The sequence below is a fragment of the Vibrio sp. 11986-1-5 genome (assembly GCF_963878025.1).
GTDB classification, from domain to species: Bacteria; Pseudomonadota; Gammaproteobacteria; order Enterobacterales; family Vibrionaceae; genus Vibrio; species Vibrio injensis.
Genome location: NZ_CAWNVW010000052.1, coordinates 210047 through 234166, shown reverse-complemented (window position 1 = coordinate 234166; position 24120 = coordinate 210047). Strand labels below are relative to the sequence as shown.

20 protein-coding genes, 1 rRNA gene and 1 other annotated feature are annotated in these 24120 nt (G+C 43.8%); of the genes, 10 read left to right on the top strand and 11 right to left on the bottom strand.

Annotated features, from left to right (window positions below):
- The 4 genes from AACS00_RS15160 to rluD all read right to left on the bottom strand — a co-directional run.
- Positions 1-66, bottom strand: a 16S ribosomal RNA gene (locus AACS00_RS15160); the annotation flags it as partial.
- A 552-nt stretch (positions 67-618) separates the two neighbouring features.
- Positions 619-3192 (bottom strand): ATP-dependent chaperone ClpB, encoded by a 2574-nt coding sequence (gene clpB, locus AACS00_RS15155; protein WP_110167879.1) that lies wholly within the window; start codon positions 3190-3192, stop codon positions 619-621.
- Between the two features lie 229 nt (positions 3193-3421).
- The gene (gene pgeF, locus AACS00_RS15150; RefSeq protein WP_110167878.1) at positions 3422-4147 is read right to left on the bottom strand and encodes a peptidoglycan editing factor PgeF; all 726 of its coding nucleotides are present in this window, start codon (positions 4145-4147) and stop codon (positions 3422-3424) included.
- A 3-nt stretch (positions 4148-4150) separates the two neighbouring features.
- A complete protein-coding gene (gene rluD / locus AACS00_RS15145; RefSeq protein ID WP_004394104.1) occupies positions 4151-5125 on the bottom strand; it encodes a 23S rRNA pseudouridine(1911/1915/1917) synthase RluD in 975 nt (324 codons plus the stop codon).
- Between the two features lie 154 nt (positions 5126-5279).
- On the opposite strand from rluD, the gene AACS00_RS15140 reads away from it, so the two are divergent.
- From AACS00_RS15140 to yjjX, 4 genes are all read left to right on the top strand, one after another.
- Positions 5280-6008, top strand: a complete 729-nt coding sequence (locus AACS00_RS15140; RefSeq protein WP_110167877.1) for an outer membrane protein assembly factor BamD — start codon at positions 5280-5282, stop codon at positions 6006-6008.
- A gap of 386 nt (positions 6009-6394) precedes the next feature.
- Positions 6395-6721 (top strand): ribosome hibernation-promoting factor, HPF/YfiA family, encoded by a 327-nt coding sequence (gene hpf / locus AACS00_RS15135; RefSeq protein ID WP_004394106.1) that lies wholly within the window; start codon positions 6395-6397, stop codon positions 6719-6721.
- 111 nt (positions 6722-6832) lie between these two features.
- Positions 6833-6957: a sequence feature (Phe leader region), on the top strand.
- A gap of 11 nt (positions 6958-6968) precedes the next feature.
- Complete coding sequence (gene pheA, locus AACS00_RS15130) at positions 6969-8150, top strand: prephenate dehydratase (protein WP_072671320.1); 1182 nt, start codon at positions 6969-6971, stop codon at positions 8148-8150.
- 156 nt (positions 8151-8306) lie between these two features.
- Positions 8307-8867 (top strand): inosine/xanthosine triphosphatase, encoded by a 561-nt coding sequence (yjjX, locus tag AACS00_RS15125; RefSeq protein WP_110167876.1) that lies wholly within the window; start codon positions 8307-8309, stop codon positions 8865-8867.
- Positions 8868-8997: 130 nt separating this feature from the next.
- Here yjjX and trpR read toward each other — a convergent pair whose 3' ends face one another.
- Positions 8998-9291 (bottom strand): trp operon repressor, encoded by a 294-nt coding sequence (trpR, locus tag AACS00_RS15120; RefSeq protein ID WP_219968424.1) that lies wholly within the window; start codon positions 9289-9291, stop codon positions 8998-9000.
- A gap of 55 nt (positions 9292-9346) precedes the next feature.
- Positions 9347-11308, bottom strand: a complete 1962-nt coding sequence (locus AACS00_RS15115) for a transglycosylase SLT domain-containing protein (RefSeq protein WP_110167874.1) — start codon at positions 11306-11308, stop codon at positions 9347-9349.
- Positions 11309-11580: 272 nt separating this feature from the next.
- Between AACS00_RS15115 and ettA the strand changes: the two genes are divergently transcribed.
- The gene (ettA, locus tag AACS00_RS15110; protein WP_072671324.1) at positions 11581-13248 is read left to right on the top strand and encodes an energy-dependent translational throttle protein EttA; all 1668 of its coding nucleotides are present in this window, start codon (positions 11581-11583) and stop codon (positions 13246-13248) included.
- A 136-nt stretch (positions 13249-13384) separates the two neighbouring features.
- A complete protein-coding gene (locus AACS00_RS15105; RefSeq protein ID WP_072671325.1) occupies positions 13385-13750 on the top strand; it encodes a PilZ domain-containing protein in 366 nt (121 codons plus the stop codon).
- Between the two features lie 6 nt (positions 13751-13756).
- On the opposite strand, the gene tyrA is transcribed toward AACS00_RS15105, so the two are convergent.
- Together tyrA and AACS00_RS15095 are read right to left on the bottom strand one after the other, a co-directional pair.
- On the bottom strand, positions 13757-14881 hold the full coding sequence (gene tyrA / locus AACS00_RS15100; RefSeq protein WP_072671326.1) for a bifunctional chorismate mutase/prephenate dehydrogenase: 1125 nt from the start codon (positions 14879-14881) through the stop codon (positions 13757-13759).
- A 14-nt stretch (positions 14882-14895) separates the two neighbouring features.
- Entirely contained in the window at positions 14896-15969 is a 1074-nt protein-coding gene (locus AACS00_RS15095; RefSeq protein ID WP_072671327.1) for a 3-deoxy-7-phosphoheptulonate synthase, read from the bottom strand.
- Positions 15970-16216: 247 nt separating this feature from the next.
- Between AACS00_RS15095 and AACS00_RS15090 the strand changes: the two genes are divergently transcribed.
- Positions 16217-17896, top strand: a complete 1680-nt coding sequence (locus AACS00_RS15090) for a sensor histidine kinase (protein WP_110167873.1) — start codon at positions 16217-16219, stop codon at positions 17894-17896.
- A gap of 3 nt (positions 17897-17899) precedes the next feature.
- Complete coding sequence (gene btsR / locus AACS00_RS15085; RefSeq protein WP_004394117.1) at positions 17900-18622, top strand: two-component system response regulator BtsR; 723 nt, start codon at positions 17900-17902, stop codon at positions 18620-18622.
- A gap of 41 nt (positions 18623-18663) precedes the next feature.
- Here btsR and nagZ read toward each other — a convergent pair whose 3' ends face one another.
- Positions 18664-19653, bottom strand: a complete 990-nt coding sequence (nagZ, locus tag AACS00_RS15080; RefSeq protein WP_110167872.1) for a beta-N-acetylhexosaminidase — start codon at positions 19651-19653, stop codon at positions 18664-18666.
- A gap of 184 nt (positions 19654-19837) precedes the next feature.
- Here nagZ and AACS00_RS15075 point away from each other — a divergent pair, with 184 nt between their 5' ends.
- A complete protein-coding gene (locus tag AACS00_RS15075; RefSeq protein ID WP_072671330.1) occupies positions 19838-20947 on the top strand; it encodes an anhydro-N-acetylmuramic acid kinase in 1110 nt (369 codons plus the stop codon).
- Between the two features lie 21 nt (positions 20948-20968).
- Here the strand turns inward: AACS00_RS15075 and AACS00_RS15070 are convergent, their stop codons facing one another.
- Positions 20969-21310: a DUF2799 domain-containing protein gene (locus tag AACS00_RS15070; protein ID WP_072671331.1), complete on the bottom strand. Its 342-nt coding sequence runs from the start codon at positions 21308-21310 to the stop codon at positions 20969-20971.
- A 225-nt stretch (positions 21311-21535) separates the two neighbouring features.
- Between AACS00_RS15070 and AACS00_RS15065 the strand changes: the two genes are divergently transcribed.
- The gene (locus AACS00_RS15065) at positions 21536-23023 is read left to right on the top strand and encodes a carbon starvation CstA family protein (RefSeq protein WP_072671332.1); all 1488 of its coding nucleotides are present in this window, start codon (positions 21536-21538) and stop codon (positions 23021-23023) included.
- A 108-nt stretch (positions 23024-23131) separates the two neighbouring features.
- Here AACS00_RS15065 and ispH read toward each other — a convergent pair whose 3' ends face one another.
- Entirely contained in the window at positions 23132-24094 is a 963-nt protein-coding gene (ispH, locus tag AACS00_RS15060; RefSeq protein ID WP_072671333.1) for a 4-hydroxy-3-methylbut-2-enyl diphosphate reductase, read from the bottom strand.
- Between the last annotated feature and the right edge of the window lie 26 nt (positions 24095-24120).

Sequence of the window (24120 nt, the reverse complement as noted above, 5' to 3'; positions counted from 1 at the left end):
CTCGACTTGCATGTGTTAGGCCTGCCGCCAGCGTTCAATCTGAGCCATGATCAAACTCTTCAATTTAAGTTTTTTGTGGCTCAATGAATACTGACTTTAAACTACCATAAGTAATTCAAAGCTATTATCGTTCCAACAGAACGATAATGAATTGACTGTGCCGATAGTGCTAAAAGCGCTATCAATTGGTCACTCAGTTCATTGATACCGAAGTACTTATTGCTAAGCATTTTGATTATCATCAACGAGTGCCCACACAGATTGATTGGTTTAAATTGTTAAAGAGCTTGGCTTGGAAACTTCATTGAGCTTCGAAGCGGAGGTGAATTCTAGCGAGTTAATTTGAAGAGTCAAACATTTTTTCAAATTTTCTTTTTTAGAAGCTTTCCCTCAACTAACACTGCCTGAAGCCTTGCGGCGTCTGCCGTGTCAGTGAGGGTGCATTATAGGGGTTAAATTCAGGTTGGCAATAGTAAAAACAATAAAAATGCACACCAGCGAATTAAGCGCTCAATAAACCATCAAAAAGCCGAATTCATCCTACTAATTGATTGATTTCGACCTTGGACAATAAACAAAGAAGGCTATGCCTGTGACATAGCCTTCATGGGCAAGGAGCTATTGATGCGCGACGATATCACCCTCTTTAACATCGAGATAGATGGGTGCACCAGGAATAAATTGCCCTGATAACATCGATTTTGCTAACGGATTCTCTATTGTTTGCTGAATAGCACGTTTTAACGGTCTTGCACCATACACGGGATCAAATCCAATGTGAGCAACAAGTTCTAACGCCTCATCACTAACAATTAATCCGTAATCTTTATCCGCTAAACGTTGACGTAAACGCTCTAACTGAATAAAGGCAATAGATTTAATTTGCTCTTGAGCTAATGGATGGAACACCACACTTTCATCAATCCGGTTTAAAAACTCGGGACGAAAATGTTTGCTCACTACTTCCATAACTTGCTCTTTCATTGTCTGATAGTCCAAATGAGCAAAGTTTTCTTGGATGCGAGATGACCCCAAATTCGAGGTCATGATCACTACTGTGTTACGAAAATCAACGGTTCGACCTTGACCATCGGTTAATCGACCATCATCGAGCACTTGCAATAAAATATTGAACACATCCGGATGCGCTTTCTCAACCTCGTCCAATAACAATACTGAATAAGGTTTACGCCGCACCGCTTCGGTCAAGTAACCGCCCTCTTCGTAGCCCACATAACCAGGAGGCGCACCAACGAGACGAGCCACTGAGTGTTTTTCCATAAATTCAGACATATCAATACGCACCATGGCATCTTCACTATCGAACATGAAATTAGCCAGCGTTTTACAAAGCTCGGTTTTCCCTACGCCCGTTGGACCTAAGAATAAAAAAGAACCTATTGGGCGGTTAGGATCCGATAATCCAGCCCGACTACGACGAATTGCATCAGCAACCACCTCAACCGCTTCTGACTGGCCGATGACACGTTGGTGTAAAAACGTTTCCATCTGCAACAGTTTCTCTTTTTCAGCCTCCAGCATTTTCGCAACAGGAATACCCGTCTGCTTTGATAATACTTCCGCAATTTCTTCGTCAGTGACTTTATTACGCAACAACGTCATTTCTTGCATCTCTGCTTGAGTCGCTAAATCCAGTTGCTTTTCTAACTCTGGAATTCGTCCATATTGCAACTCAGACATGCGGTTTAAATCACCAGCACGTCTTGCCACTTCTAAATCTAAACGCGCCTGCTCCAATGCAGATTTAATGTGTTGCGTTCCCGACAGCGCCGCTTTTTCGGTATTCCAAACTTCTTCTAACTCCGAGTACTCACGCTCTTTTTCTTTTAACTCATCATTAATAATGGCTAAACGCTTTTCGCTCGCATCATCGTGTTCATTGCTTAATGCTTGCTGTTCAATCTTCAATTGGATAATTTTTCGTTCCAATTTATCAAGCACTTCCGGTTTTGAATCAATTTGGATACGAATACTCGAAGCGGCTTCATCAATTAAATCGATCGCTTTATCCGGTAATTGACGATCGGAGATATAACGATGTGACAGTGTTGCCGCAGCAACAATCGCAGGATCGGTAATCTCAACATGATGATGCAACTCATAGCGCTCTTTTAACCCTCGCAGAATCGCCACCGTATCTTCAACGCTCGGTTCATCCACTAAGACTTTTTGGAAACGACGCTCCAATGCCGGATCTTTTTCAATATACTGGCGATACTCATCGAGTGTTGTTGCGCCAACGCAATGTAACTCTCCACGCGCTAGAGCTGGTTTGAGCATATTCCCAGCATCCATCGAGCCTTCGCCTTTACCCGCGCCGACCATAGTATGCAATTCATCAATAAATAAGATGACATTACCTTCTTCTTTAGCCAGCTCGTTCAGTACAGATTTTAAACGCTCTTCAAATTCACCGCGATATTTAGCTCCTGCGACTAAAGCGCCCATATCGAGAGAAAGTACCCGTCGACCACGCAAACCTTCTGGGACCTCATTATTAATAATTCGCTGCGCTAAACCTTCGACAATGGCGGTTTTACCAACACCAGGTTCACCAATGATCACTGGGTTATTTTTCGTGCGCCGTTGCAATACTTGAATGGTACGGCGAATTTCATCGTCACGACCTATTACCGGGTCCAATTTACCTTGCTCGGCTCGCTCAGTCAGATCAATAGTAAATTTCTCCAAAGCTTGACGAAGCTCTTCGGCATTAGGATCGTTAACTTTTTGTCCACCACGGATTGTTTCAATCGCCGCTGAGAGTTTTTTCTCACTTAGCCCGATTTCTTTTAATAATTGACCAAGAGGGCCTTTATCTTCGATTGCTGCTAGCAAAAATATTTCAGAAGAGATGTACGCATCTTGACGTTTTTGCGCCACTTTATCACAGAGATTAAATAGCGTACCCAAAGCACCAGAGAGCTGAACATCACCACCAATCCCACTCACTTTAGGGAGCTTATCGAGCATTTCGCCTAACTTTGAGCGTAGTTGTGCCACGTCAACATTCAACATGGTTAATAAAGGACGAATAGGACTGCCATTTTGGTCGAGCAGTGCCACCATTAGATGAACTGGCTCGATATACTGATGATCACGGCCTAGAGCCAAAGACTGCGCATCAGAAATGGCTATTTGAAATTTACTGGTAAATCTATCAAGACGCATAACCACCTTCCTAATCTCGTTCAAGAGAAACTAATCACATAAAGAACATGGTTACATAGAGGGGAGATTTCAAGTCATAAGGGAGAACTTTATGAACAAAAAACATCCTAAAGATAAGGCTGTAAACGAAGAGTTTAAAAACTGATAAGCAACCATTTTTCCAACAATAGAAAAGATAGCTAAGTTAAATGTGAAGCTTTAATGACGATCCAACACTATGTTATATCGACTATTCAATCCAGATGAAGCAAGCCTGTCGGCCTGTTACGCCATCGCGGCGGTACGAATAAAATTGCTGATCATGTTGATAAGTACATAAATGACTATTAACTACCTGTTCAACACCGATTTTAGCTAAACGCAATTGCGCGAGCTGGGCAATGTCAGCTAGCCATTTACCATCATTTGATGTTGCTGAAAAAGCCCTTTGCGCATCACTATCATAATCGCAAAAAGCCTGCCTAACTTCGTCACCAACCTCAAAAACTTCAGGGCCGATGGCTGGGCCAAGCCAGACCACAACATCATCAGAGAATTTGTCTAGTGCCTGTTCTACAATCCCTCCCGCTAATCCTCGCCACCCAGCATGAACTGCGGCAACTTGGCTGCCTTGCGTATTAGTAATCAATACAGGTAAACAATCAGCAGTCATGGCAGAACAAACAACATGCGGAGTCGATGTGACAATACCATCAGCATCTAATACATCATCACTAGGCTGGTTAACTGCAATCACTCGAGTTGAATGTGTTTGATTAAGCCAGATAGGCGCTGATGGCATCTGACAATATTGTTGCAGCCAATCGCGATTTTTTGCCACAGTCGCGGGATCATCCCCAACATGCATGCCAACATTCAAACCATCGTAAGGCGGAAGAGAAAATCCACCATCACGGGTTGAACAAAATGCTTTCACATTGTTAGGCGCTGGCCAATTAGGAATGATCACCGACATAGTTTAATACTCTTGCGAATAATTTAGTTTAGCATCTTCACGTAGCGCTTCAGTCATAATAACCATATCGTCGGGCACAGGAGCATGAAACTCAAGCTCTTCGCCAGTGATCGGATGTTCAAACTTTAACATTACAGCGTGCAATGCTTGTCTATCAAAAGCTCGGATCATTTCCGTAAGTTCAGGGGTTGCTCCTTTAGGAATACGAGCTCGACCACCGTAAGCACTGTCGCCTAACAATGGATGTTGCAGGTAAGCCATATGCACTCGAATTTGGTGAGTTCGGCCAGTTTCTAAACGCAAACGAATTCTGGTGTGTTCACGAAAATGTTCTGCGACACGATAATGCGTGACCGCTGGCTTGCCCATTTGATTCACTGCCATCAAGGTACGCTTTGTTGAGTGACGACCGATTGGTTTATCGATCATGCCACCTGCGGTCATTTTACCGATCGCAATCGCTTCATATTCACGAGTAATATTACGTTTTTGTAAATCTCTGACCAAACGCGTTTGTGCTGGTACTGTCTTCGCGACCACCATTAAACCCGTCGTATCTTTATCAAGACGATGCACAATACCTGCACGTGGCACTTCGGCAATCGGTGGATAATGAAAGAGTAAAGCATTTAATACAGTACGATCTGGCGTTCCCGCCCCCGGATGAACGACAAAATCTCTGGGTTTATTGATCACCAGAATATCGTCATCTTCATAAACGATATTCAATGGAATATCTTGCGCTTCCCAGCGTTGTTCATCTTCTAACTCGGCCAGAACGGTAATGCACTCTCCTCCCATCACTTTGGTCCGTGGTTTAGTGACCACCGTGCCATTGACTGTAATTTTGCCATCTAATAGCCACTCTTTAAGACGAGAGCGGGAAAAATCGACAAATAATTCTGCTACCGCTTGATCTAAACGCTGACCAAGCTGGCTTTCTTTTACTGTTTGAGTTAATTCAATCTGCTGAGCCATATCGAACTTTTTTAAAAACCGTGAGACTAATAGCCACGAGTGTGGAAAAATATGTTTTCATTGTATCTGTTACTGATCGGAAAGTAACGAAACGATTTACGGAGCAAGCTCGCTCCAAGTATAGAAGCTTTATTGCAAGGAACCTAACCCTGACATGAAATACCAAACTTTATCAGGCTTACTCGCATTATCTTTATTAGTTGGCTGTTCAAGTAAAGAAGAGATTGTCCCTGACGTTCCACCCGCGGAGTTGTACAGCGATGCTCAAAGCTCGTTGCAAAGCGGTAACTGGTTAACCGCTATTAGTAAGTTAGAAGCGCTAGACTCTCGTTATCCATTCGGCGCATATTCGGAGCAGGTTCAACTGGACTTGATTTACGCTTACTATAAAAATGATGATCTCGCTTTAGGGCTTGCCACCATCGAACGCTTTATTCGACTCAATCCCACTCACGAAAAAATGGATTGGGTTCTGTACATGCGCGGCTTAACCCATATGGCCCAAGATCGAAACTTCATGCACGATCTATTCAATATTGACCGTAGTGATCGTGATCCAGAACCGGTAAAAGCCGCTTTTGCAGACTTTAAGCGCCTACTTGAGCGTTACCCAAACAGTTTGTACGCAAATGATGCACAACAACGCATGATAGCTTTGAAAAATCGTTTAGCTGAATATGACCTAGCGACGGCTGATTTCTATTTACGTCGTGAAGCTTGGATCGCTGCGATTAATCGAGCTCAAGAACTACAGAAAACCTATCCTGGTACTGAAGCAGCACGTAAATCTTTATCCATTCAGCTAAAAGCCTATCAACAGTTGGGATTGACTGATGCAGCCGAACGAACGAAACAGCTCATGCAATTGAACGCCCGCCCTTAAGCAGCATGATTAAACTATCTGAATAAACCATCCCCATGAACATTAATCGATAATGTGAGTGGGGAAACTATGGCTAGAAATAGAAAATTTATACAAATTTCAGTAATGAAAAGACGAGGTGTTGAGAAAAGGAGAACGGTCTTTTTTCAGGCCGTAACAAAGCACTAAAACAGCGATGATATTTAGTGACTCCGCTTATCAATTTAGCGTTTTCTCTAATAATGACAAGTTTTTTTATCGACTATTCCTACTACTCTTTGCGAAAGATCACGTTTACTCTCAAGCATCTCAACACCCAACAAAATAGTGATCAATATCACATTATTTTATCTGCAAACCTGTAATCTGAAGTTAACTCATAAGGGATGCAACAGAGGAAAAACACTATGCAAATGAACATCACTGGTAAAAACATTGAAATCACCTCTGCAATCCGTAGCTACATTGAGAGTAAATTTAAAAAGCTCGAAAAATGGCAAGTCGATATCACTGGTTGCCAAGCAAGCTTTAGTGAACAACCCAATAAACAGAAAAAATTTGAAGCGACGGTCACTATCCCCAAAGGTCAATTAGTCGCCTCTGCGATTCACGAGGATCTCTACGCCGCTATCAATGAAGTTGAACAAAAATTAGAGAGACAGCTCAATAAATTGCGTCATAAACCTGATGCTCGGCGCACCGAGAAACCTGAAATTGTAGAAGTTGAAGAGTAGTCTTCCCCTCTTATCCATTTAGCGCCTTAGGGCGCTATTTTTTTGCTTGACGCTGTTTACTGGCTTGCTTATTGTGTCCATTCAATCGTTAAGGTAATCATCACCGATGTTAAACTCTCATAGGCTGTTTATTTTTGACTTCTTTTTTCTCCAATAACCTTGGAGGCTTGCTCGTTTAAAGAAAATAAGTCAAAAACGAACAGACAGAAAGCCTCCCATCGGGAGGTTTTTTTATAAGGATTTAGTTATGACCACCCCCGAATTGTCACTAGAAGAGATTCGTGACCGATTAAATACTATTGATAATCAATTGTTGAAGTTGTTTTCCGAACGTCGTCAACTCAGTATCGACGTCGCCAAAAGTAAAGTACAAACATCAAAGCCCGTACGCGACCCCGTTCGAGAGCAGCAACTATTGGTTAAGTTAATTCAAATCGGTAAACAGGATTATCAATTAGATGCCCCATATATTACCAAACTGTTTCATACGATTATCGAAGACTCCGTATTACTACAGCAAGCTTACTTACAGAACCTAGCCAACCCACAAAACCGCAAGCCATTAGCTAGAGTTGCTTTTCTCGGTGCGAAAGGCTCTTATTCACATCTTGCAACTCGAGAATATTTCAGCCGCAAAAATACTGAACTTATTGAGCTCAATTGCGAACAGTTTAGAGACATTACCAAAACCGTTGAATCTGGCCATGCTGATTATGGTGTTTTACCGATTGAAAACACCAGCTCCGGCTCGATTAATGAAGTGTATGACTTACTTCAACATACTACCCTTTACATCGTTGGAGAAATCACTCAACCGATAGAACACTGCTTGGTCGCGACACAAGATATTCGCTTGGAAGAGCTAAAAATTCTTTATTCTCATCCACAGCCACATCAACAATGCAGTGAGTTTTTAAGTCGCTTAAAAGGCGTAAAACTAGAAACCTGCGCCAGTACTGCTGATGCGATGAAAAAAGTGCAACAAATGCAACGTAATGATGTAGCGGCTATTGGCAATGCGACAAGTGGCAAATTGTATGGTTTGCAATCGATTCAAACCAATATCGCGAACCAAACAGAAAACCATACTCGGTTTATTGTTGTGGCCCGTAAACCAATTGAAGTTTCAACTCAAATTCCAGCAAAAACCACCTTGATCATGTCTACGGCACAAGAAGCAGGCTCGTTGGTCGCAACACTGTTGGTACTCCAGCGTTATGGGATCAACATGACTAAACTAGAATCCAGACCGATCATGGGTAATCCGTGGGAAGAGATGTTCTATGTCGACTTGCAAGCTCATCTGGATTCAGACGAGATGCAAAAAGCACTCGGTGAGTTGACCAAGCTGACCAAACATTTAAAGGTCCTTGGTTGTTATCCTATTGAAAATATTAAACCTACTCAGGTTAAATTGACCCAAGCCTAAAAACATCGCAGATCAATCGATAGCTAAACGGCTTGAAGTTGCAGTAGATAAAGGTGAACTCCAATAAACACGAGTAACGCGGTGATTGGAGCAAGCAAACCAGAGCAACTTCAGTTAGCTAGAGTATATCGACTAAGAAACAAAGAGAACCACGACATGTCATCCAATCAAACCGTTATTCATATCATTGTTGCCTCACTTAATCCTGCCAAAATTAACGCCGTCAAAAGCGCTTTTGAGCAATTATTTCCTAAGTATACGCTGCAGTTACAAGGCGTGACTGTAGATAGTGGTGTAGCCGCCCAACCAATGAGCGATAAAGAAACAAAGCAAGGCGCCCTGAATCGAGTACACCATGCAGAGCAAGCTTATCCAGGAGCCGATTTTTATGTGGGATTAGAGGCAGGCATTGAGCAGGGGATGACGTTTGCCTGGATGATCATCAAATCAGGCGAACAATATGGAGAGTCTCGTTCTGCCAGCTTAATGTTACCTCCTGCCATTAACCAACGTTTACACGCCAACAACGAACTTGGTGAGATTATGGATGAAGTATTTGGTACTGATAACATCAAACAAAAAGGAGGAGCGATAAGTTTGCTCACTCAGCATCACTTAACTCGCAGTTCAGTTTATCATCAGGCACTTATCCTAGCACTAGTACCATTTTTGAACCCTGATTTGTTTTTATCTGCGGATAACAATCTGAAAAAGTAGTTGATAGGTTAAGGCTAAGCTTGTACTTATGCGGTATAAACAAATAAGTACAAGCTTAACTTAATAAAATAAAAAGTTTTTTTCTGGTTTACTGTGAAATGATTCATATCACGGCAAGTAATAAATCGCGCTACTTCAGTAATAACGCTGCCAAAGCTTCACGCTCTGTTAATGAACGTGATTTAAGCTCATTGGACCCACGAGTAATGGTCGCCACGCCCACTCCTAGAAGTTGGCTCATTTGTCGTTGAGATAACTCCCCTTTCAGTAACTCACAGAGAATATTAACTCGTGCAACTAATACCTCTCGTTCATCAGGCGTCATCAACATGGTCAACAACATCTCATGCTGATCACGTGAAACTGCTTGTTGTACTAAGGTTAATAATTCGCTCCAGTCGCTGTACTCAGGTTGTGTGGACATGCTTGTACTCGTTAAGTGATACATACTCCGTATTGTAGAGCAGACTGAGCGGGAATCAATACATAGTCTGCAACTCATTCTCCGTTAAAAACCGGCCACTCACTCCCATAACATCGCGATAGTAAGTTTCAAACATCAATACGTTTTGAATGTAACCTCTGGTTTCACGAAACGGAATGGCTTCAATAAAGGCATAGGCATCTAACTGTCCTTGAGTCTGCTCTCGCCAACGATCCACTCGACTAGGGCCTGCATTGTAAGCAGCAAAAGCTAAAATACGATTGTTATTGTATCTCGCCAATAAATCATTCAGATAATGACTGCCAATTTCGATATTTTTACCGACTTGGAAAAGCTCATCTTCATGTTGATAACTTAAGCGATATTTTTGCGCGGTATAGCGAGCTGTTGTCGGCATGACTTGCATAATGCCCCGAGCACCAACAGGAGAACGCGCTTCGATATCCATCGCACTTTCTTGCCTCGCCAACGACATCAAGGTAATCGGATCAATACCATGTTTCTCTCCATAAAAATTGAACCACCATTGATGAGCGAGAGGAAAACGTAACTGAGTGTTATCCCATAAATTAGCCGATATCGTCGCGCGGACCGTTAAATGATACCAATGTTGTGTGGCAGCATACACAGCGAGCATTTCTTTGCTGGGCTGTTCTACTCGCTGTAATAGCCAATTCCATTCACTCTTCGCTGCGGCGATTTTATCGCGCTCAATCAGCTCACCAATACGAATAAGCTCCGTTTGATAAGGTTTAATCAACTGGCGATTTAAAGAAAGGGTCGAACTTGGATATTGAATCGATTGCTGCAATGCTTCCGCCGCAGCAACACTATAGAAATTACGTTGCCCGAGTAAGCTACGCATTCTTTTTAATCCCTGTTCCATTTGCCCTGCTTGTAATTCGCTACGTGCCAACCAATATTGCCAACGTGTTGAGGCTTTATCTTCTGCGGGTAATTGCTCTATCCACTTAGCTATTCCCTTCCAATCCATACTGCGCAACGCTAAACGTATTCGAGTTTCAATTAAATGGGTATTATCGCTAGCCATAATCATGCTGTCGCGCCATTGTTGAAGCTCTGGTGGTTCGACATTCATCATACGCAAAGCGATATATTGCCCAGTCCGAGCACGTAACGAATCAGACCAATCGAGCTGTTTATCTACAAATACCCATAACCGTTGAGCTTGAATAGCATCGGCTCTCGCTGCTTTTTCTAACGCCAGCTCCACCTGACGATACAACAAGGTTTTATCTCGATACTGTGAAATAAAACTCACCACCGTTTCAGGTTTATCGTATAAACCGATCATTGCCAATGCTTCTGCATGTGTCGGTTTACCATTCAGCTTACTGGCTAAATGACGCATTAATGGCCGATTTCGCCCTTCAAAAGCCAATAGCATACGTTGTAAAACTAGACTATCCGTCAAGCCACCTTGCTGCTCCCACACCGTGAAGAGCGGATCGCAAGCCGAAGAAACACTTGCGCCACTTTGCCACAGCGCTTTAGCACCAATGAAAGCTTCTTTGTAGCGCCCGGTTTTTAATTTGGCATGATAATAATGACAGCGATACGTTTCTCCATTAGGTTCATTCGGAGAAAACTTCAATATCTCAGCCCACTTTCCCTGACTCGCTAAAGCATCAAAATAAGGTGCACTGATCCGATTTGAAAAAGGAAAAGTTTTATGACTATCGATAAAATTACGCACTACAATCGGAGATTTATCACCTAAATCAATCAAAAAGCTCCGATAATCGAGATACGGCGTCAATGGATAATCGGCTATCTGTCTACGCGCTTTTTTGAAACGTGCAACATCTTTATTATCTAACCATTGGTGTGCTTGTTCATACAATTCCCGTTGCGCTTCTAAATCTAAGGTTTTGCCCACCCCTGAGCCACTAAAACTTATAGCACCGATCAAAGCACAGCCGAGCAGCGTTGACGACATCGGTTTATGTCGTTGCAATAAAACCCTATACCCCATTGCGATGATCCCTTCTATTTCACTTTCCCAATTCACTTTATTACGCAGACTCCATAGCTAAATGTAAAGGTGTAAGATGTAAACTTGAAGTCAATAGTAAGAAAAAATAGTAATCAACTTATTGCACTTGACTTTATTCAAAATATTGCGGTTTGGTTCATTCATAACAAAAGGTAAACCAAGCAAAATAACTGGCCGACGAGTAACAAAAGTATCCGCTTTGATATAGAATGATAGCTTTGTTCTGTTTGAAAGATTAGGAATGATCGGCAATGGCTGAATACGTCTATACCATGTCGCGGGTGAGCAAAGTTGTGCCTCCTAAGCGTCAAATCCTCAAAGATATTTCATTAAGCTTTTTTCCTGGTGCTAAGATCGGCGTGCTTGGCCTCAATGGCTCCGGTAAATCAACCCTGCTACGCATTATGGCGGGGATTGATCAAGATTTTGACGGCGAAGCTCGTCCGCAACCAGGCTTAAATGTGGGGTACCTTCCCCAAGAGCCGGTGTTGGATGAAAATAAAACCGTCCGTGAAGTGGTTGAAGAGGCCGTAGCCGATGTCGCCCATGCGCTCAAACGGCTTGATGAAGTCTACGCCGCTTATGCTGAACCAGACGCAGACTTCGATGCCCTAGCCAAAGAACAAGGCGAATTAGAAGCCCTGATCCAAGCCAAAGATGGTCATAATTTAGAAGCCGCTCTTGAGCGCGCGGCTGACGCTTTACGTCTGCCTGAATGGGATGCCAAAATCGCCACTCTATCAGGAGGTGAGCGCCGCCGTGTGGCAATTTGTCGTTTGCTGCTTGAAAAGCCTGATATGCTACTGCTCGATGAGCCAACCAACCACTTAGACGCAGAATCCGTAGCTTGGCTTGAGCACTTCTTGGTGGACTATAGCGGAACCGTAGTCGCGATTACTCACGACCGTTACTTCCTCGACAACGCTGCTGGTTGGATTTTAGAACTGGACCGTGGTGAAGGTATTCCGTGGCAAGGTAACTACACTTCTTGGCTAGAACAAAAAGATGAACGTTTGAAACAAGAAAAAGCCGGGGAAAGCGCCCGTCAGAAAACCATTGAGAAAGAGCTAGAATGGGTTCGCCAAAATCCAAAAGGTCGTCAAGCTAAGTCTAAAGCGCGGATGGCTCGCTTTGAAGAGATGACCACCGGTCAATACCAAAAACGTAACGAAACCAATGAATTGTTCATCCCACCTGGTGAGCGTCTTGGTGATAAAGTGCTGGAGGTTAACAACCTAACCAAATCGTTTGGTGATCGCGTGCTGATTGATAATCTGTCGTTCAGTATGCCGAAAGGTGCGATCGTCGGTATTGTCGGTGCTAACGGTGCCGGTAAATCAACCTTATTTAAAATGCTCAGTGGCGTAGAGCAGCCCGATTCAGGGACCATTGAGTTAGGTGAAACGGTTAAATTGGCTTCGGTCGATCAGTTCCGTGACAGCATGGATGACAAAAAAACCGTCTTCCAAGAGATCTCTGAAGGCGCGGATATCATCAAGATCAATAACTTTGAAATCCCAGCACGAGCGTACTGCTCTCGCTTCAACTTTAAAGGTAATGATCAGCAAAAAATCATTGGTGAGCTGTCTGGGGGGGAGCGTAACCGCGTCCATTTGGCTAAGTTATTGAAAGCTGGCGGCAACGTCCTACTCCTCGATGAACCAACCAACGACTTAGATGTTGAAACCCTACGCGCACTAGAAGAAGCCTTATTAGAGTTCCCTGGCTGTGCCATGGTTATCTCCCATGACCGTTGGTTCCTTGACCGTATTGCCACTCATATCCTTGACTATCGAGATGAGGGCAAAGTGAACTTCTATGAAGGTAACTATACTGAATATATGGAATGGCTAAAACGCACGCTTGGCGCTCAAGCGGCTGAACCACACCGTATTAAGTACAAACGGATCAGTAAATAATCCGTTGCTTAGATTAAAGCTACCTTCGGGTAGCTTTTTTACTCTGCACAAAACCTTATTTCGTGCGCCAAATTCGAGTTAAGACACCTGTACTCTGCTATGCTTAATGCGTACTCATTACGCAATTGTAGGACTTATGATCGAACGTCGACAGTTTTCACGCATTCTTTACCAAGCACCAGCAACATTACAACAAGGCGATCTGCTGCTCAGTACTTGTATCCACGATCTCTCTTTACGAGGTTTACTCTTGTGGGCCGTCGATGAACCCAATTTAGATAGCGATCAGTTAGTAGACGTGGCGTTTACCCTGCCGGAAAGCGAGATCACGATTCGTTTAAGCGGACAATTGGTGCGGCAAAATGAGCGTATTCTACATATCAAGATGGTTCATATTGATTTAGAGAGTATCGCCCATTTAAAACGCTTAGTAGAACTCAATATCGGTGATGACGAACTTTTGCACCGCGATTTAGAACATTTAGTGACTGAGGCTCCATAGCGTTTCTCAACGTTGCCATGCATCACTGGCATGTTTAAGTAAGTGCTGACTCTCTTGCATAAACTGCTGAGAATAGTCGCCAAACCAATCGCTCACTTGATTAAATTGGCTAACAAAACTTGGTTTATCACCTTGTTTAAGCAAGCTGACCGCTTGTTCCAAACTATCCTGAAAACGGCCAATCATTTCAATATTCTCTTGTGAAGATAAAATAATATCCGCATACAAGTTAGGATCTTGTCCAAACAAACGCCCGACCATCGCCAATTCGAGGCGGTAAATCGGTGAGCTTAATTTAAGCAATTGCTCAATATTGGGATTGACTTTACTTAAATGCACACCGTAAACAAATGAAGTGAAATGGCGTAATGCTTGAATTAAGGTCATGCCTTGGTCGTGCTCTTGGGCATCAATGGCACATAAACTTGCTCCCCAAATCGCAAATTGGTCCAGCAGCCATTGATACTGCTCCACTCCTCGGCCATCACAATACACGATGACTTGCTTTGCTAAGCTTGGGACATCGGGGCCAAACATCGGGTGCAAGCCAACGACAGGACCAGAATGAACCTTCAACATGGCCGCCAGCGGCTTCGATTTAATTGACGTTAAATCACATAAAATACAATCGGAAGGGAGTTGATTGAGTTTCTCAATCACACCAACAGTCAAATCTATCGGTACCGTTACCACGACTAAACCCGCATCATGTAAGAGTTCATCGGCGCGATGCCAATCTTGGCTACCCAGCACTTTGATCTGATAACCGGATAACTCAAACATACGAGCGAACAGGCGGCCAAGTTGGCCATGACCACCGATGATCACCACTGAGCGTAATTCAGGCTTTAAACATTTAAAACCTGAGTCTTTCTCACTGGCGTAAGACTCGCGCATTGTTCGGCGTAAAATATCTTCGATTAATTGTGGTGGCACACCTTGCGCTTCAGCTTCAGTACGGCGCGACGCCAGCATACTCGCTTCCCGTTCTGGGACATAAATCGGTAATCCGTAACGGCTTTTGACTTCTCCGACTTGCTCAACTAACGCTAAACGGCGAGCCAGTAAATCAATCATCTGTTTATCCAATGCGTCGATTTGTTCTCGTAATGCATTCAACTCTTCAGCCATCGTTGTTCCTTTATCTACGATTTACAGCGGTCTGCTAAAAAAGGCACCAGCGCCTGGTGAGCATGACGCAATAATTGTTCTGTCGTTTGCCAATCAATGCATGCATCAGTGATCGACACTCCGTATTGCATTTGCGATTTAGGTAGCTCCGCTGATTGATTCCCTTCGTTTAAGTGACTTTCAATCATCACACCGATGATTGAACGGTTTCCTTCGCGAATTTGATGAATCACATCTTCTGCCACCAATGGCTGACGACGATAATCTTTACGCGAGTTGGCATGACTGCAATCAACCATCAATGCCGCCTCCAATCCAAAACCAGTTAATTGTTGTTCACACTCAGCGACCGAAACGGAATCGTAATTGGTTTGTTTGCCACCACGTAGAATCACATGGCCATTCATATTGCCTTGTGTGGTTAAAAGAGCCACTTGCCCTTCACGATTAATGCCCATGAAACGGTGGCTTGATGACGCTGCTTGCATCGCGTTGATCGCCGTCGATAAGCTACCATCGGTACCATTTTTAAAGCCAATCGGCATAGAAAGACCACTGGCCATCTCACGGTGAGTTTGTGATTCCGTCGTCCGAGCGCCAATCGCAGCCCAGCTGAAGGTATCAGCTAAATATTGCGGACTGATCGGATCCAGCGCTTCTGTCGCAAGTGGCATGCCCATCTCCGCTAAATCTACCAATAATTGACGGCCAACATGTAAGCCATGCTCAATATCAAACGATCCATCAAGATGCGGGTCATTAATCAGACCTTTCCAGCCAACCGTGGTGCGTGGCTTCTCAAAGTAAACTCGCATCACAATATACAGTTGATCGCTCAGCTCAGTCGCCAATACCTGTAGACGTTTAGCATACTCTTTTGCGGCTTGAATATCATGAATAGAACAAGGGCCACAAACCACCAATAAACGGTGATCACGTTTATGGATAATATCGGCGATGGTTTGCCGAGATTGTCGAATCGACAGTCTGGCTTTTTCACTTAATGGTAGTTTAGCTTTTAATGCATCAGGGGTGATTAAGACCTGTTCATCAACAATATTAATGTCACTTAAATCACTTTTTTTCATTGCTACACCTGTAATCTTTAATTTACACCAAAAATGTATTTGGCTAACAAAACTCAACTAAACACAAAATAACAGGCTAAAAAAACATTGCAAGTGTAAATTTAAAAAAACAAATAATGTAAACTTAAAGATACACACCAAATGAAAAATAGCGTTGGAAAAGTAATGGACTCAACAAACGTATTTTATTGCCTTCAAGTTACTTAAAATAGCGGTTTTGGCTATCGATGACTAGGCGCAAACCTTGATGGAACTGATCCTCTCACTACTACAACAAATGTGTGTCTACTTAGTCTTGGCTTATATGCTAAGTAAAACACCAATCTTTCTACCGTTACTCAACATTTCTGGGCATTTTAGTCATAAAATGACCGTTTATGTGTTGTTTTCACTATTTTGCATTATGGGCACCTACTTCGGGTTACACATTGATGATGCGATAGCCAACACGCGAGCGATTGGTGCGGTCATGGGCGGATTATTTGGTGGGCCGCTGATTGGTTTTGCTGTCGGGTTAACAGGAGGTCTGCACCGTTATTCTCTTGGTGGGTTTACCGATCTTGCTTGCGCTATTTCGACCACCGCCGAAGGGCTGATTGGTGGCGTGTTTCATGCCTATTTACTCAAACGAGGCAAACGCCATTTACTGTTTAGCCCCAGTGTGGTGTTTGGCATTACCTTTGTCGCTGAAATTGTGCAGATGGCCTTGATCTTACTGATTGCTAAGCCATTTAGTGAGGCTTATCACCTCGTGTCTGCGATTGCTGCGCCGATGATCATTGCCAACTCAGTAGGAGCGGCATTGTTTATGAGTATTTTGCAAGATAGGAAAACTATTTTTGATGAGTATTCCGCGACTTTTTCTCGCCGAGCATTAAACATCGCCGAACGTTCGGTTGGAATTTTAGCGGCAGGTTTTACCCCTGAAAATGCCCATAAAATTGCTCGTATTGTTTATGAACAAACCAATGTCGGTGCCGTTTCAATTACCGATTGCGACAAGATCCTCGCTTTTGTCGGCGTTGGTGATGATCACCATCGACCGAATACCGCGATATCTTCACAAAGCACTTTAGACGCCATAAATCGTAATGCGATCATTTATCTTGATGGTAAAGAGCATCCCTATCAATGCTCATTATCGGCAAGCTGTAAATTGGGCTCAGCATTGATTATTCCACTACGAGCTGGCGATCGAGTGATCGGCACCATCAAACTCTACGAACCGAAACGTAAATTGTTTTCAACCATTAATGTCTCAATGGGCCAAGGTATTGCTCAATTACTCTCAAGCCAAATTCTGTATGGGGAATATCAAGCGAAACAAATTCTTCTCTCACGAGCTGAAATCAAGTTACTGCAAGCTCAAGTCAACCCACATTTTTTATTCAATGCACTCAATACGATTAGCGCCGTGATCCGGCGTGATCCAGCTAAAGCTCGCGATCTTATTCAGCATCTTTCGCAGTTTTTCCGCAGCAATCTCAAGCAAAATGTTGAAACGGTCACCTTGCAAGACGAGCTCGCGCACGTGAATGCCTATTTAACCATTGAAAAAGCACGTTTTAGCGATCGTTTAGAAGTTGAGATTACGATCGACGAACCGCTATTGAGCCGTCAATTACCGAGTTTTACTTTGCAGCCCTTAGTGGAAAATGCGATTAAACATGGGGTATCTAATCTGCTCGAAGGCGGTAAAATACGCATCTATAATCTCGCCGAACCTGCGGGTCAGCGCATAGTGGTGGAAGATAATGCCGGTAGTTATCAAACGCCACAACACGATCACGATGGTTTAGGAATGCACATTGTCGATAAACGCTTAATCCATCAGTTTGGCCACTCAGCAACGCTTAAAATTGACGTTGAGCCGAACCATTGCACGCGAATGAGCTTTCTTATTCCCAATCAACCAAGAGGAACTTAAGGGATGGTAACGTTATCAGCTTTAGTCATTGATGATGAGTGTTTGGCCCGAGAGGAACTCATTGAATTACTGAATGAAAATGGCAACATGCAGGTAATTGGTGAAGCGAATAATGCGATTGAGGGACTGAAAAAAATCAATCAACACAAACCCGATGTGGTTTTTTTGGATATTCAAATGCCTCAAATTACTGGAATAGATCTGCTCGCAATGCTCGATCCTGACACCATGCCCAAGGTGGTTTTCGTGACTGCCTATGATCAATATGCACTACAAGCCTTTGAAGATAACGCCTTTGATTATTTACTTAAACCGGTCGATCCAACGCGGCTTGAAAAAACTATCCAACGTTTACAACGTAGCGTAGTGAAAACACCAGATTACTCGATTCTCGCCCCCAATCAGCTTGATCAAGTTCCGTGTATCGGCCTCAATCGAATCATGATCATCCCAACGGGAGAGATCGAATTTGCTTGTAGTGATATTGCCGGAGTGCACGTGCAAACCGCGCAGCAGCGAGCCAGTAGTCAATTGACGTTAAAAGTCCTAGAAGAAAAAACGCCGCTGCTACGTTGTCATCGTCAATATCTGATCAATCTCAAAGCCATCAAAGAGATCAAATTATTAGACAACGGTCTTGCCGAGATCATCACCCGTTCAGGCTACATCGTCCCAGTAAGCCGCCGTTTTTTAAAAGAACTCAAAGAGAAATTGGGGTTTTATTAGCCCCAATTTATTGATGAGAGAATCCTATTGCCACGCTAAAGTTAAGCAGAAGCCTCAACCAAACGGCGCATTGCCAAAGACGCTTGCTGCCACTCTGATGAAGACTGTAGCTCACGATAAGTAAAACTCTGCTTTTTCAATAAGGATAATGCTTGTGGTACTTCACTGATCGGTAGATTATCCAGCACCTCAACCGCCGATTCGCGTCGATTACACATCAAAATCATGTCGCATCCCGCCGCTAAAGACTGCTGTGCACGTTGTGCTGGACCGCCCATCACTGCCGCCCCTTCCATACTTAAATCATCAGAAAAGACAATCCCTTGAAAACCGAGCTGTTGACGCAGTACTTGCTTTAACCAATAAGCCGAGCCACTGGCTGGTTGTGGATCATAATGAGGATAAATCACATGGGCAGGCATCATCGCATCCAGAAGACCTTGCTCGATATGAGCGTTAAAAATGGTCATATCATCAGCAATCGAGTCACGTTCATCGAGTGGCGTTTCAAGGTGTGAGTCTGCCAGCACCGCACCATGCCCAGGAAAATGCTTCCCTGTGGTAGCCATCCCGACCGCTTTCATGCCACGCAGGTAAGCTCCGCTATAGGTCAGTACACTCTTCACATCATCACCAAAAGCTCGATTACCAATCGCTCGGCAATCAAAACCTTTGTCTAATACTGGGGCGAAGCTGAGATCAATATCATGGGCAATCAGTTCAGCAGCCATTAACCAACCACCACGATACGCCAACACTTCACCATCAGCCGATTGTGCGTAGTATTGCGCTGCAGGAATTGGACTAAAACCATCACGAAAACGCTGTACTCGTCCCCCTTCTTGATCAACTCCAATCAATATTGGCCGTTTAGCCGCTTGACGAATAGCGTGATTAAGAGCAATTAACTGTTGGTTATCATGATAGTTACGAGCAAACAGTATGACGCCTCCTACCGTAGGGTGAGCGAGAATTTCACGGTCTTCCGCTGTCAATTCATAACCAGCGACATCAAGCCATAGCGGTCCCATGTTGGCTCCTTATACAATGAGAAAGTTGAGAGTATTATCGACGCCATGCTCGTGTCGTTAGCGTGATACGAGCAATAAAAATGCAAATTAGCATAGCGAGTAAAGTTATTCAGGTAGTTTTTCAATTACAATGTCGTTTATCTTATCAATCACTTGGCAAATCGTATAACGATCGGAGTCGCTTGTGGATAATACTGAACTGTATATTGGCATCATGTCTGGCACCAGTATGGATGGCGTCGACAGTGCGTTAGTCTCCCTTACTGGTAATACCATCAAACTATTAGCACACGATAGTTTACCGATGCCAGAATCTATCAAGCAGCGCTTGTTGAATATTTGCTTAGGCCAGCCCACCAACTTACACGAGATTGGTCAATTGGATCATCAACTGGGTCATCTATACGCACACGCAGTAGAACAATTACTGGCGCGCAGTGGTTATCGCCCAGAGCAAATCACGGCGATTGGTAATCATGGGCAAACCGTCTTTCATCAACCTACGGGAGAAACACCATTTACCATTCAGTTGGGCGATGCGAACATTCTTGCTACCCGTACTGGGATCACCACCGTAGCCGATTTTCGACGTAAAGATATCGCATTGGGTGGTCAAGGAGCTCCGCTGGTCCCGGCTTTTCACCAAACCATTTTTAATGCCACCGATTCAACTCTCGTCGTTCTTAACATTGGTGGCATTGCTAATATCTCAGTACTCACCACTGATAAGCGTGTCATCGGCTACGATACAGGGCCTGGCAATGTGCTAATGGATTATTGGTGCGCGCAGCACACTGGTCGAGCTTATGACGAAAATGGTCAATGGGCTCGACAAGGGAAGGTAGATTTCCCCCTCTTGCAGCGATTAAAACAAGATACTTACTTTTCACAACCTGCGCCCAAAAGTACCGGTAGGGAATGGTTTAATCTCGCTTGGCTTGAAAGCAAATTGGCGGGATTAAGCGTAAACCAGCAAGATGTTCAACGTACATTATGCGAACTCACCGCACAAACCATTAGTGAACAAGTGAATCAGTATGCTCAAGGAGCTACACCACAGTTATTAGTCTGCGGTGGAGGGGCACAAAACCCCTTGTTAATGGAGCGCTTACAAACCAATTTACCCACTTGGTTGGTGGCTCCTACTCAAGCGAAAGGCGTCGATGGTGATTATATGGAAGCCATGGCTTTTGCTTGGTTAGCCCAGCGACGGATCCATGATTTACCGAGCAACTTACCGGAAGTCACCGGCGCTAAACGAAGCACTTCGTTAGGCGTAATTTACTTACCTTAAACAAACGAACATGGCAGAACATCAGCGGTTGTATTCTCGCCAACCGCGCTGCCATTCCATGCGAAACTTATGGGCTTGCTCAGTCCCCTCGCAAACGCCTTCGTAATATTGCCCACTAAGCCCCATCTGATAGGCAAAGTTAGGGTTGCAGTATTCTTGAACACCGTCTAGATAACCACGTTCATAATCAGCATGCTTGGCATTACCTAATTGAGATAGCGTTTGATAAGAGCGTTGTAAATTTCCAGCAATGCCATCGTTATAACCGATTTGATACCAATCTCCTTTCGCGGCGAGTTGATCATCGCTGCTGGCACAACCAAACATTGTTAACAATAGTAAAGCCATTATCCATTTTTTCATAAGTCACCTATCCACCTTCGTTAACCATTGTAACGTTTTATTAAAAACCACTTACCAAGCTTAAATGCCGCTTAATAAATTATACGACCACTGATGACAAAACGCCGTGCTCATCATCAATGGTTCACTTATTCTTCTATCGATTTTACCCCTACACATCCTACACCTAAGCCACTCAACGAAAAGTGAGCTAGGTACAATACAACCTGATAAAGGATACTGACTATGTTGTGGTTTCTCACCTGCGTTGCCGCGCTGATTGGTGGTTATTTTCTCTATGGTTTCGCCGTTGAAAAAATCTTTGGCATCAATGAACAACGTAAAACTCCTGCGTACACCAAAACCGATGGGGTCGATTATGTACCGATGTCGACACCTAAAGTCTACTTAGTTCAGTTACTTAACATTGCTGGTGTAGGACCTATTTTTGGTCCAATCATGGGCGCACTTTACGGTCCAGCAGCGATGCTATGGATTGTTGTCGGCTGTATTTTTGCTGGCGCGGTTCACGATTATTTCTCCGGCATGCTATCGATTCGTAACGGTGGTGCATCGGTACCCGCGATTACCGGACGTTACTTAGGCAATGGCGCCAAACATTTTATGAACATTTTTGCCATTGTACTGCTACTGCTGGTCGGTGTCGTCTTCGTGTCAGCGCCTGCTGGGATGATAACCAACCTTATCAACTCACAAACCCATTTCACCGTCACCATGACCAGCATGGTGGTGATCATTTTTGCTTACTACATTATCGCCACCATTGTCCCGGTGGATAAAATCATTGGCCGTTTTTACCCACTGTTTGGCGCGCTGCTGATTTTTATGTCGGTCGGTCTCATGAGCGCTATCGCTTGGTCGAGCGATCATCAAGTTCTTGGTGGCTTTGAGATGCGAGATATGTTCAGTAATCTCAACCCTAATGATATGCCACTGTGGCCAGCACTGTTTATCACCATCGCTTGCGGTGCTATCTCTGGTTTTCATGCTACGCAATCGCCGCTCATGGCACGCTGTATGGAAAATGAAAAAAATGGCCGCTTCGTGTTCTTTGGCGCGATGATCGGTGAAGGGATCATTGCTCTAATTTGGTGTACGATTGCCCTGTCTTTCTTCGGTTCACTCGATTCACTTTCAGCGGCGGTAGCAAATGGTGGACCAGGTAATGTCGTTTATAGCGCTTCCTTTGGTTTACTTGGCGTATTTGGCGGGATATTGGCTTTTCTCGGTGTGGTAATTTTACCGATTACCTCTGGTGATACGGCTTTTCGTTCCAGCCGTTTGATTCTTGCCGAATATTTTAATATGGAGCAAAAAACGCTGCGCAATCGACTCATGATGGCACTACCATTATTTGTTCTGGGTGGGATTTTAACCCAAGTCGACTTTGCTATCATTTGGCGCTACTTTGGATTTGCTAACCAAGTTACGGCAGTGATGATGTTGTGGACAGCATCCGCTTATCTACTGCGTCACAATAAGTTGCATTGGATCACAACCGTCCCAGCGCTGTTTATGACCACGGTTTGTGTGACCTTTATCCTTAATAATAGTGCACTGGGCTTTGGCTTAGCCATGACACTCTCGACTATTATTGGAATAAGCACATCATTAATCGCGATGATCTATGTCATGCGTATTTCCAAAGGCAAAGGCGAGATCGATTTGGCTGAACAACAAGAAATTGAGAAAAACTCAGTCGAAACCGCTTAGTGAAATACGTCATCGTTAAGCAACTCGTATTAAGACCGGCGTAAAAAAGGGGCTAAATACATTAGCCCCTTTTTAATTTTTAACGGTAAAACTCCGCTCAACCGTTGATCAATTGATTTGCTTAATTTGTAGCTCTTTAGGTACCTCAAAGAACATATTTTCTTCTCGGCCTAATACCTCTTCAACGTCCGTAGCCCCAAAATCTTTAATTTGCTGCAAAATTTGATTAACCAGCGCTTCAGGAGCAGAAGCACCAGCGGTTACCCCGATCATAGTGACACCATTGAACCAATCTGGTGAGATATCTTCGATACAATCAATCAAATAACTAGGCGTACCTAATTTTTCTGCCAGTTCTTTCAACCGCGTTGAGTTGGACGAATTTTTCGATCCGACAACAACCATCACATCCACTTGCTCGGCCAAAATACGCACCGCGTCTTGGCGATTTTGTGTCGCGTAGCAGATATCATCTTTACGCGGCCCTTGGATCTCAGGAAAAACCTCACGCAGCTTTTCAATCACATCAGCCGTTTCATCTACTGATAGCGTGGTTTGACTGACATAGTGCAAATGAGTTGGATCTTTTACTTGAGCTTTTAAAGCATCGACATCTTCCGGCTTTTCCACCAAATACATCTTGCCTTTTTGACTGGCGTATTGCCCCATGGTGCCTTCCACTTCAGGATGCCCCGCATGACCAATCAAAACTACTTCCATATGGCGACGACTCGCACGCGCCACTTCCATATGGACTTTAGTAACCAAAGGACAAGTGGCATCAAACACGGTCAAAGCTCGAGCTTTGGCTTCTTGACGAACCGCTTGAGACACGCCATGAGCAGAGAAAATGACGATACTATCGTCAGGAACCTCACTGAGCTCTTCAACAAAAACAGCGCCACGCTGTTTTAGCCCTTCAACCACAAAACGGTTATGAACCACTTCATGGCGTACATAGATCGGCGGCTGATACAGCTCTAATGCACGTTCAACAATGCTGATCGCACGATCAACACCAGCGCAAAAACCGCGCGGATTGGCTAACAATATTTTCATGTTATGGCTCATGGATTCAAATCGGACTATTGTAAAAT

Coding starts and splice junctions, on each gene's coding strand:
- clpB (WP_110167879.1), bottom strand. CDS start 3,192: ATGCGTCTTGATAGATTTACCAGTAAATTTCAAATAGCCATTTCTGAT.
- ispH (WP_072671333.1), bottom strand. CDS start 24,094: ATGAGCCATAACATGAAAATATTGTTAGCCAATCCGCGCGGTTTTTGC.
- yjjX (WP_110167876.1), top strand. CDS start 8,307: ATGTCATCCAATCAAACCGTTATTCATATCATTGTTGCCTCACTTAAT.
- AACS00_RS15070 (WP_072671331.1), bottom strand. CDS start 21,310: ATGAAAAAATGGATAATGGCTTTACTATTGTTAACAATGTTTGGTTGT.
- AACS00_RS15115 (WP_110167874.1), bottom strand. CDS start 11,308: ATGGGGTATAGGGTTTTATTGCAACGACATAAACCGATGTCGTCAACG.
- hpf (WP_004394106.1), top strand. CDS start 6,395: ATGCAAATGAACATCACTGGTAAAAACATTGAAATCACCTCTGCAATC.
- ettA (WP_072671324.1), top strand. CDS start 11,581: ATGGCTGAATACGTCTATACCATGTCGCGGGTGAGCAAAGTTGTGCCT.
- AACS00_RS15065 (WP_072671332.1), top strand. CDS start 21,536: ATGTTGTGGTTTCTCACCTGCGTTGCCGCGCTGATTGGTGGTTATTTT.
- btsR (WP_004394117.1), top strand. CDS start 17,900: ATGGTAACGTTATCAGCTTTAGTCATTGATGATGAGTGTTTGGCCCGA.
- AACS00_RS15090 (WP_110167873.1), top strand. CDS start 16,217: ATGGAACTGATCCTCTCACTACTACAACAAATGTGTGTCTACTTAGTC.
- trpR (WP_219968424.1), bottom strand. CDS start 9,291: ATGTCCACACAACCTGAGTACAGCGACTGGAGCGAATTATTAACCTTA.
- pgeF (WP_110167878.1), bottom strand. CDS start 4,147: ATGTCGGTGATCATTCCTAATTGGCCAGCGCCTAACAATGTGAAAGCA.
- pheA (WP_072671320.1), top strand. CDS start 6,969: ATGACCACCCCCGAATTGTCACTAGAAGAGATTCGTGACCGATTAAAT.
- rluD (WP_004394104.1), bottom strand. CDS start 5,125: ATGGCTCAGCAGATTGAATTAACTCAAACAGTAAAAGAAAGCCAGCTT.
- AACS00_RS15140 (WP_110167877.1), top strand. CDS start 5,280: ATGAAATACCAAACTTTATCAGGCTTACTCGCATTATCTTTATTAGTT.
- AACS00_RS15095 (WP_072671327.1), bottom strand. CDS start 15,969: ATGAAAAAAAGTGATTTAAGTGACATTAATATTGTTGATGAACAGGTC.
- tyrA (WP_072671326.1), bottom strand. CDS start 14,881: ATGGCTGAAGAGTTGAATGCATTACGAGAACAAATCGACGCATTGGAT.
- AACS00_RS15105 (WP_072671325.1), top strand. CDS start 13,385: ATGATCGAACGTCGACAGTTTTCACGCATTCTTTACCAAGCACCAGCA.
- nagZ (WP_110167872.1), bottom strand. CDS start 19,653: ATGGGACCGCTATGGCTTGATGTCGCTGGTTATGAATTGACAGCGGAA.